This is a genomic window from Allofournierella sp., from assembly GCF_048388525.1.
In the GTDB taxonomy this organism is placed as follows: Bacteria; Bacillota; Clostridia; order Oscillospirales; family Ruminococcaceae; genus BQOK01.
Genome location: NZ_DBGCTQ010000095.1, coordinates 34,711 through 42,957, shown reverse-complemented (window position 1 = coordinate 42,957; position 8,247 = coordinate 34,711). Strand labels below are relative to the sequence as shown.

The 8,247-nt window shown below is 63.3% G+C and carries 7 protein-coding genes and 1 pseudogene; 2 read left to right on the top strand and 6 right to left on the bottom strand.

Features of this window, described 5'->3' with window-relative positions; all coding sequences use genetic code 11:
• From ACMLHZ_RS11480 to ACMLHZ_RS11465, 4 genes and pseudogenes are all read right to left on the bottom strand, one after another.
• A pseudogene (locus ACMLHZ_RS11480) lies at positions 1-158 on the bottom strand (L-serine ammonia-lyase, iron-sulfur-dependent, subunit beta); the annotation flags it as partial.
• Between the two features lie 65 nt (positions 159-223).
• Positions 224-955: a hypothetical protein gene (locus tag ACMLHZ_RS11475; RefSeq protein WP_418667831.1), complete on the bottom strand. Its 732-nt coding sequence runs from the start codon at positions 953-955 to the stop codon at positions 224-226.
• Between the two features lie 22 nt (positions 956-977).
• Positions 978-1,691: a DUF5058 family protein gene (locus tag ACMLHZ_RS11470; protein WP_418667830.1), complete on the bottom strand. Its 714-nt coding sequence runs from the start codon at positions 1,689-1,691 to the stop codon at positions 978-980.
• A 13-nt stretch (positions 1,692-1,704) separates the two neighbouring features.
• On the bottom strand, positions 1,705-3,159 hold the full coding sequence (locus ACMLHZ_RS11465) for an amidohydrolase (protein ID WP_418667829.1): 1,455 nt from the start codon (positions 3,157-3,159) through the stop codon (positions 1,705-1,707).
• A 208-nt stretch (positions 3,160-3,367) separates the two neighbouring features.
• On the opposite strand from ACMLHZ_RS11465, the gene ACMLHZ_RS11460 reads away from it, so the two are divergent.
• Both ACMLHZ_RS11460 and ACMLHZ_RS11455 read left to right on the top strand, forming a co-directional pair.
• Positions 3,368-4,264, top strand: a complete 897-nt coding sequence (locus ACMLHZ_RS11460; protein ID WP_418667828.1) for a LysR family transcriptional regulator — start codon at positions 3,368-3,370, stop codon at positions 4,262-4,264.
• A 585-nt stretch (positions 4,265-4,849) separates the two neighbouring features.
• A complete protein-coding gene (locus ACMLHZ_RS11455) occupies positions 4,850-6,037 on the top strand; it encodes a diguanylate cyclase domain-containing protein (protein ID WP_418667827.1) in 1,188 nt (395 codons plus the stop codon).
• Between the two features lie 59 nt (positions 6,038-6,096).
• On the opposite strand, the gene ACMLHZ_RS11450 is transcribed toward ACMLHZ_RS11455, so the two are convergent.
• Positions 6,097-7,413 carry a sensor histidine kinase gene (locus ACMLHZ_RS11450; protein WP_418667826.1) on the bottom strand — a complete coding sequence of 439 codons (1,317 nt, stop codon included), beginning with the start codon at positions 7,411-7,413 and terminating at the stop codon, positions 6,097-6,099.
• 22 nt (positions 7,414-7,435) lie between these two features.
• Positions 7,436-8,146 (bottom strand): LytR/AlgR family response regulator transcription factor, encoded by a 711-nt coding sequence (locus ACMLHZ_RS11445; protein WP_418667825.1) that lies wholly within the window; start codon positions 8,144-8,146, stop codon positions 7,436-7,438.
• Between the last annotated feature and the right edge of the window lie 101 nt (positions 8,147-8,247).

Sequence of the window (8,247 nt, the reverse complement as noted above, 5' to 3'; positions counted from 1 at the left end):
CTGTAGGTGCGGGCAAAGCTGCCGTGCAGCCCGATCTCGGCCCGCACCGGCTCTGCGCCCAGCAGCGCCCGCGCCGCCAGCCCCATCCGCACCGCCCCAGCCGTGTGGCTCGACGACGGCCCGATCATGACCGGACCGATGATATCAAATGCGTTCATGGGATACCTGCCCTTCGGTAAAATGGGCGGCCCGGGCCAATGCCCGGGCCGCCGCTGCTTTGAGGTCATTTTTCGGCCGGGGAGGCCGCCTGTGTTTCTTTGAGCGGGATCATCTTGATCTGGCCGGTTTTGTACAGCACCCAGGCGGACAGCACGATCAGCGGCATGGCGATGAGCATGAGGATGCCCTCCATGCCGGCGGTGGACATGAAGCAGTTCGCCGCCAGGACCAGCGCCATGGGCAGGATCACACATTTCAGCTTGCCCTTTGCCACGTACTCGCTGCCGCACTTATTGTCGAACATGCCCAGGAACAGCGAGCCGAACAGCGCGGGCAGCATGTAGGTGGTGGCGGTCTGCACCGCGGGCAGGGTGAGGATGGGCTGCAGAGGCACCAGCAGCAGCACGCCCACCGCAATGATCACCGTGGTGATGACCGAGGAGGCGGCCACCGCCAGGCTGGCCACGGTGTCGCCCTCCTCGGTGCCCTGCGAGGTTTCGGTCAGGGCCATGGCGTTGATGGCGCAGGGCAGCTTAAGATTCATCACGTTGCCGGTGAGGAAGGTGATGTAGGCCGAGGAGCCCAGGATGGGGGTGTAGCTGAGGACCTCGGAAATATTGGCGGGCAGGAACACCGCCAGCAGGCCGCCGCCCACCGCGAACACGGTGCCCAGGCTTTGCGGCCACACGTGGTAGACCGCCGAGATGACAGCGGGGATGCCCAACATGAACGCCAGGCCGATGACCACGCCCACGCGGCCGAACCGGTGTGTGCGGTCGAAATATTTTGTATCCATTGTGTCGTTTCCTCCTTCTCCCTTAAAAAACTTTGGTCCAGGCCAGGGACGACAGCATGCCCAGCACCAGCGAATCGGCCATGACAAAGTTGCCCAGCCATTTCCAGCCGGTCTTTTTGATGATGAGCTGGTGCAGAATGGCCACCGCCGCCGAGGTGAGCAGCACCGCGATGTACACCGCGCCGCTGGTGACCATGGAGGGAAGGAACACGGCCATGAGGGCCAGCTGCAGAACGCTGATGGCCAACACCCCGAAGGGGCCCTTGCCGCGCACCTTGGCCATGTTTTTCTGAATGCCTTTTCCGAACAGCAGCACCCCCACGATGCCGCCCAGGATACTGATGCTCATAACGAACATGACGGTGCCCACGATGTTGGGGTCGCCCGCGGCCCCGAGGGCCGCCACGGATTCATAGCCTGCGCCGGTGGCCACCATGTCGGCCGCCATGAGCTCGTACATAAGCGAGCCCACCACCGAAAGGCGGAACCAGGACCAGGGTACCCCCAGCACGGCGGCCAGGCTGAACAGCCCCACCACAATGGAGAGCGAGGGCACCACCGAGTAGACCATGGCGGAGGTGATGACGCCCCGCACCTTGCCCTTTTCCATGCCCAGCTTCAGGGCATGCTTGTAAGAGCGGCGAAGGGTGAGGACCGAAAAAATGAGAACGTAGCCGATGCCCGCCGCCACAAGGATGTACAAAAGCGGGCTGTTCATGATACTGCTGAAGGTCATAATGCTCCTCCTTTTATGCCTGGCCTGGCGTTTTGGGGTTTACGTCGGTATAGGAAATGCCGCTGGGGATGGGGCTTTGGTAGCGGCCGCCGGTCTCGGCCAAAAGCTCCTGCTTTGCAGTTTCCAGCAGGGCCGGCTGCTCGAACAGGCGGGCGGCCGCCAGGGCGATGGCCCGCGCGGCGGCCTGGCTGCCCTTGTCGCCGATGGAGGTGCCCACCTGGCCGGTAAACTGCCAGGTGTGGGGCCCGGTGCCGGGAATGGCAGTGGCGGCGGTGAGCTGTGCGGTGGGAACAAGATAGCTCACGTCGCCCACGTCGCTGGAGCCGGTGGTGACCACGGCCATCATCTGGGGCTGGAAGGGGATCACGGCGGTGTTCAGGGGGCGGAGGGCGAACTCGTCTTCCGTGACGCCGTTGAGCTTTGCGCCCTGGGCCAGCACGGCGGCGCGCGCCTCGGGGGTCAGTGCGGCCAGGTAGCGCCGGGCAATGGCGTATTCCTCCTCGCCGAAGTCCGGCCCGCCCAGGGCGGTGAAGGAATCGGACAGGAGCTTGGAGAGGGTGGGGTTCGGCACGGTGTCGCTCAGCCCTCCCAACACCGTGACCGTGACCTCGGTTTCGGTCATCAGGGCCGCGCCCTGGGCGATCTTTTTGATGCGCTCGAGAATGGCCGCGCTGTCGGTGAGTTTGGGGGCGCGGACGAAGTACAGCAGCGAGGCGCGCTCCTGCACCACGTTGGGGGCGTCGCCGCCGCAATCCAGATACGCATAGTGCACCCGCGCCTGGCTGATGATGTGTTCGCGCAGGTAGTTGACCCCCACGTTCATGAGCTCGCAGGCGTCCAGCGCGCTGCGGCCCTGCTCTGGGCAGGCCCCCGCGTGGGCGGTGCGGCCCTTGAAGTCGAACCTGACCTTATAGTAGGCCACCGTACGCACCGCCATGGCGGCGTTCATGTCCATGGGGTGCCAGGTAAGGGCGGCGCCGAGCCCCGCAAAGCAGCCGGCTTTGGCCATGAAAGCCTTGCCAAAGCCGGTTTCCTCAGCTGGGCAGCCGAAAAATTTTACCGTGCCGGCCGTGCCGGTGGCCTGGAGCCATTCTTTCAGGATCAGTGCCGCGCCCACAGCCCCGGCGCCCAGGGCGCTGTGGCCGCAGCCGTGCCCGCATTTTTGGCCGGGGATGGGCCGGGGCTCGGCCACGCCGGCCTCCTGGCTGAGGTTTGGCAGGGCGTCGTACTCGCCCAGAATGCCGATGACCGGGGCGCCCTGGCCCCAGGTTGCCTCGAGCGCGGTGGGCAGGCCGCCTGTGCCGGTCTGGACCGCAAAGCCCTCGCCGCGCAGCACCTGGGCGATCAGGGCGCTGCTCTCGGTTTCGCTGTAGCCGAATTCGGCGCTCTGCCACACCCCGCGGTTGACCTGCGAGATGAGGGCCGCCTTTTCGGCGGCTGTTTGCCGGATGAACTGTAAAGTATCCATTGTTTCCTCCTTGCTTTGTGTAACGCCGCATTTCCCGGGATGCGCTGGCCGACAAACAAAGAATAGCACCGGGGAAATTTTTTGGGAAATATGGATTCCCGATAGGGGGTATTTTTTGTGAGTATATCCACAAAATTTGGCCGGAAATTTTGCAAATTCAGCCAAAGAAAGGTATACTGAAAAAAAGCGCCTTGAGGGGGAGAACGCCGTGACCATTCAGCAGCTGCAATACGTTTTGGAGATCGCCCGCACGGGGTCGGTGTCGCAGACCGCCCGCAACCTGTTTTTATCGCAGCCGAACATCAGCAACGCGGTGAAAAACCTGGAGGCCGAGCTGGGCGTGGCTGTGTTCCAGCGCACCGCCACCGGCATGGCGCTTACCCCCGAGGGCAGGCGCCTGGTGCGCCGGGCGGGGGGGATCATTCAGCAGCTGAACGCGCTGCTGGAGGACGTGAAGGGCCAGCCGGACTGCTGTTTCAGGCTGAACAGCTCGCGCTATATCCCGGCCTTTGAGGCCTTTGCCGACCTGTGCCAAAGGTACCAGCACCAGCCGCAGCTGCATTTTTCCTGCTTTTCGGACCAGGCGAGCGATCCCGTGCGCGCGGCGGCGGAGGGCCAGTACGACGTGTTTGTGTTTGTGCTGCCGGTGGCGTATGATTTAGCCGAGCGCTGCGGTGCGGCCCGGCTGCGGTGCGAGGTGCTGCTGGAAGCGCCCATGTTCGTGCAGCTTGCAAAGGACCACCCTCTGGCAAAGCCGGGGGCGTTTTCGTTTGAGGCGCTGCACGATTACCCCTATGTGGACTTTACCATGGCGGAGGGCGAGGGCACTTACAGCATGCCTTTTTTGAAATTTTTGGATCCGGACCGGCTGATCCGGGTGCAGTCGATCACCAGCCGGCGGGACATTGTGGCCCACACCCTTGCCTTCAGCGCGGTGCTGCCCCATTCGCGGGAATACAACGACCGGTACGGCCTGGTGAATATCCCCATTCCGGGCACCCAGCTGAACATCGGCTACCTGTGCCCGGCAGAGCGGCCCCTTTCGCCCATTGCGCAGGAATATACGGACTTTTTTCGGCGGCGGCTCGCCCAGGCGGCGGAATAAAACGGCCCCGCGCGGAACAAATTCTGGAAAATTTTTGAAAAAAACTTAAAAGTCCGATTTATGGTACTTGAAACCGCCTATAATAAAGGCATAGGGCAGGGGCGCAGGGTCCCGCCGAAATGCAAACAAGGAAAGGCGGTTTTGGAAGATGGAAATGGATTACGTGATCAAATACGTCGGCTCCCATGTGGAGGTATACACCCAAAGCGGCAGCTTTCTGTTTTCTGCCGACACCACCCGCGAGGCCATGGAGGAACTGGCGGGCTGACCGTGCGGGGAAGAACGCCGCGCGCATAAAAAACAGATTTTTATATCTTCCTGCAAGGCCATTTTGCAGGGCAAAAATGCACAGCGGCGGGCAAGCCTGCCCGCCGCTGTGCATTTTGTGCAAAAGTGGCAGAAAATTGTGGATTAATCGTGAAAAGCGACTGGATGCCTTTCGCACGCTACTGTGTTATAATAATTACAATTGGCTCCAGGCTGTTTTCGGGGCCATGCGTTTTGCACGCCCCGCCGCGGTGAAAAAGCCGCGCAGGCGCGAAGGCGGCGAAAACAAAGACTTTTCCCCGGAATGAGGAGTGCGGAATGAAGCAACAGAACAGGCACCGGCCCATCCGGCGGAGAATCCGGCGGGTGGACATCCAGGTGTCGCTTTTTATGGCCGTGATGGTGCTTGTGACTACCCTTTTTACCTTTGGTCTGAGCTATGAAATTACCTATGCGGACATGATCACCTCGCTGCGGGAGCGGGTGCAGGCGATCTACACGTTGCTGGACGGCAGGCTGGACGAAAGCACCTTTCGGGGCATCGACGCGCCGGAGGACATGGCCAGCACCACCTACCGCCAGACCCAGCAGCTGCTGCGCTTTGTGCGGGAATCCACGGGGGTGCTGTACCTGTACACGGCCAAGCAGAACGAGCGGGGCGAACTGGTGTATGTGGTGGACGGGCTGAGCGAGGAAGAGGACTTCCGCTACCCCGGCGACCGGCTGGAGCCGGAGATCGAGCCGGCCATGCGGCGCGCGCTGGCGGGCGAAAACGTTCTGCCCGACCACATTCAAAAGACCGACTGGGGCAAGATTTTTATCACCTACCTGCCCATCCACGGCGAGGCAGACAGCGTTCTGGGGGTGGTGGGCATTGAGTTTGACGCCGAGCACCAGTACAACACCTATCTGGTTTTGCGCCGGGCGGCGCCAGGCTGCATCGTGCTGCTGTGCCTGGTTTCAGTGGCGTTTGCCGTGCTGTTTTTCCGCCGGGTGTCCAACCCCACCTACCAGGATATGGCCAATACCGATCAGCTGACCGGCCTGAAAAGCCGCAATGCGTTTGAGGTGGATCTGAAAAATGCGATCGCAGGCGGCGCGGGCCGGGGCAGCGGGCTGCTGGTGGCGGACCTGGATCACCTGAAGCAGGTGAACGACACCCTGGGCCACGCCGTGGGGGACCGGTACATCCAGCGGGCTGCCGAGGCGCTGCGCCAGGCGCTGGGGAGCCGGGCGGCCCTGTACCGGGTGGGGGGCGACGAATTTGCCGCCCTGTATGCGCAGGCCTCTGCGGAGCAGCTGGAGCGGGACGAAGAAGCCATCAAGTGGTATTTTGAGGAACTGCGGGAGGACTGGCCGGTGGAGACCTCGCTCTCGATTGGCGGGGCGATGTTCGACCCGGCGCAGGACGATGATCTGCACGGCACCTACCGGCGGGCGGATGCCGGGATGTATGAGCAAAAGCGCGAGGGTCACGGCCGGGAACCGGCAAAGAACGGAAAATAGAGACAAAGCCCCCCGCGGCACGCCGCGGGGGGCTTTGCTATAAAATGACGGGAGCGGGATCAAAACGTGGGGCTGGACCGCGCGGGCGGGGAGGCAGGCCCGGAGAGGGGCAGGCCGGCGGTCACGTCCAGGGTGAACCAGCCGTCCTTCACCTCGCAGACTGCGGCGCCCTGCAGGCGCCGGGCCGCCGCGCCGATGGTGGGCAGGCCGCAGCCATGGCCGGGCCCGGGCTTGGTGCTGGCCGGCCACTCTCCCTCGAGGGCCACCTTGCCGCAGCGGTTGCGCACCCGCAGCAGCAGCTGGCTTTGGCGCACCTGCATCTGCACGCTCACCTGGCGCTGGGCCGCAGGCAGCGCCAGCGAGGCTTCCAGCGCGTTTTCCAGCGCGTTGTTCAGGATGAGGCACAGCTCCACATGGGGCAGCTGCACCGAGCCGATCTGCAGCCGGCACTCAAACGCCGCCTGGGCCTGCCGGAAGCGGGCTGCGTAGCTGCTGAGCACCGCGTTCAGATAGGGGTCGCTGCACCAGGGCGCGGCGTCCAGCTCGTCGGTGTAATGGCTGACCTGCTGCAGATACTCGGCGGCCTCCCTGTTTTTTTGCTGGGCCAGCAGGCCGGAGAGCACCCGCACATGGGTGCGGAAATCGTGCCGCAGGCGGCGCATGGCCTGCTGGCTTTCCAGCTGCGCCTCGTAATACTGTTTTTGCGCCGCGAGCTGCAGCTCCAGCCGCTGCTGCTCCTGGCGCTGCATCAGCAGCTCGTAGGTGCTGCGGAACACCCGGTAGATGACCAGGTACACCAGCACCAGCACGCCGTACAGCAGGATCACGGCGGGAAAATTGTCGGTGCGCACGGTGGGGTAGAGCCCCAAAAACATCACCATACAGAAAAACAAAAAGGGGATGGGCGCGATGATGCGCCAGCCCGCGCGCAGGTTTTGGGCCACGAAGTGGTAGGGTTTGTTGAGCCAGCGGCGGAACACGCAGATCAGCGCGCCATAAAACAGCGCGCGGGTGAGCGCCTCGAGCCAGGGGGCCTCGCTCATGCCGGTGACCAGCCGCCCCAGGATCGACGCCAGGTACAGCGCGTTGACGGCGGTGAAAAAGCTGAACAGCAGCTGGGACAGCCTGTCCCGCGTGAGCAGCAGCAGGGCCGCGAGGCTGGGCACGGCCACCACCACCGCGAACAGCTGCATCATGGCCTCGCGGCCCAGAAGATAATACAGCCCTACATTGGCCGCCACAGCAAAAAGAGAGAGCCCCCCAAAGGCGCCCCAGGCGGTGCGGGGCTTGCACTTGAATTCCACCATGGAGAACAGCAGAGCCATGGGGCACAGACTGTTGACCGCCGCCCGCACGAGGATCCAGACATCCTGCATTCAAAACCGCCTCTTTTCACCGTCAGTCGAAGTTTTGGAACAAATGGGCCCGATAGGCGGCACGGGCCGCCTGGGAATAGCTTTTGGAGATGGGCACCAGCGCGCCGCCCACCCGGAAGCCGCCCGGTTCCAGCGCCGTGATCTCGCCCAGATTTACCAGATAGCTTTGGTGGCACCGCACAAAAGAGCGCCCGGGCAGGCGCTCGGCAAACTCGGCCAGCTTGCCATAGCAGGGCAGCGCCCCGCCGCCCCGCAGGTGCAGAGTGAGCTGGTGGCCGGCGCTGGAGACGTACAGGATATCGGCGCAGCGCACGCTGTATTCCCGCGAGCGGAAGGAAAAGCTCACCTTTTGATCCGCCTGGACGGCCAGCTGGTCCAGCGCCCGGTCCAGCACCTTGCCCAGGCGGGCGGGATCCACCGGCTTTTCCAGGTAATTGAAGGCGAACAGGTCGTAGGCCTCGCGGTAGAATTCCCGGCTTGTGGACACAAACACGATCAGGGCGTCCGGCTGGCGGGCCCGGATGCGCCGGGCGGCCTCGAGGCCGCCGGTGCCGGGAAGACAGATATCCAAAAAAAACAGCTCGAAGCAGGCATTGCCGGTCTCCAGATCCCACAGCAGGGGCTGCGCGGAGGCATACAGGCGCACCGGCAGGCCCGGCTGCCGCTCAAGCAGCAGCCGCTCGAGGCCGCGGGCGTCTTCGGGCTGGTCGTCACAGATCGCGATCCGGATCACAGGGCATCGGCTCCTTTTTTCTCTGTGGTTTATTGTACCATAAAATTTTTTTTGCTGCACAATCTGTTTTTGTTGTTTGGAGGCCCTTTTTTGCTGTTTGC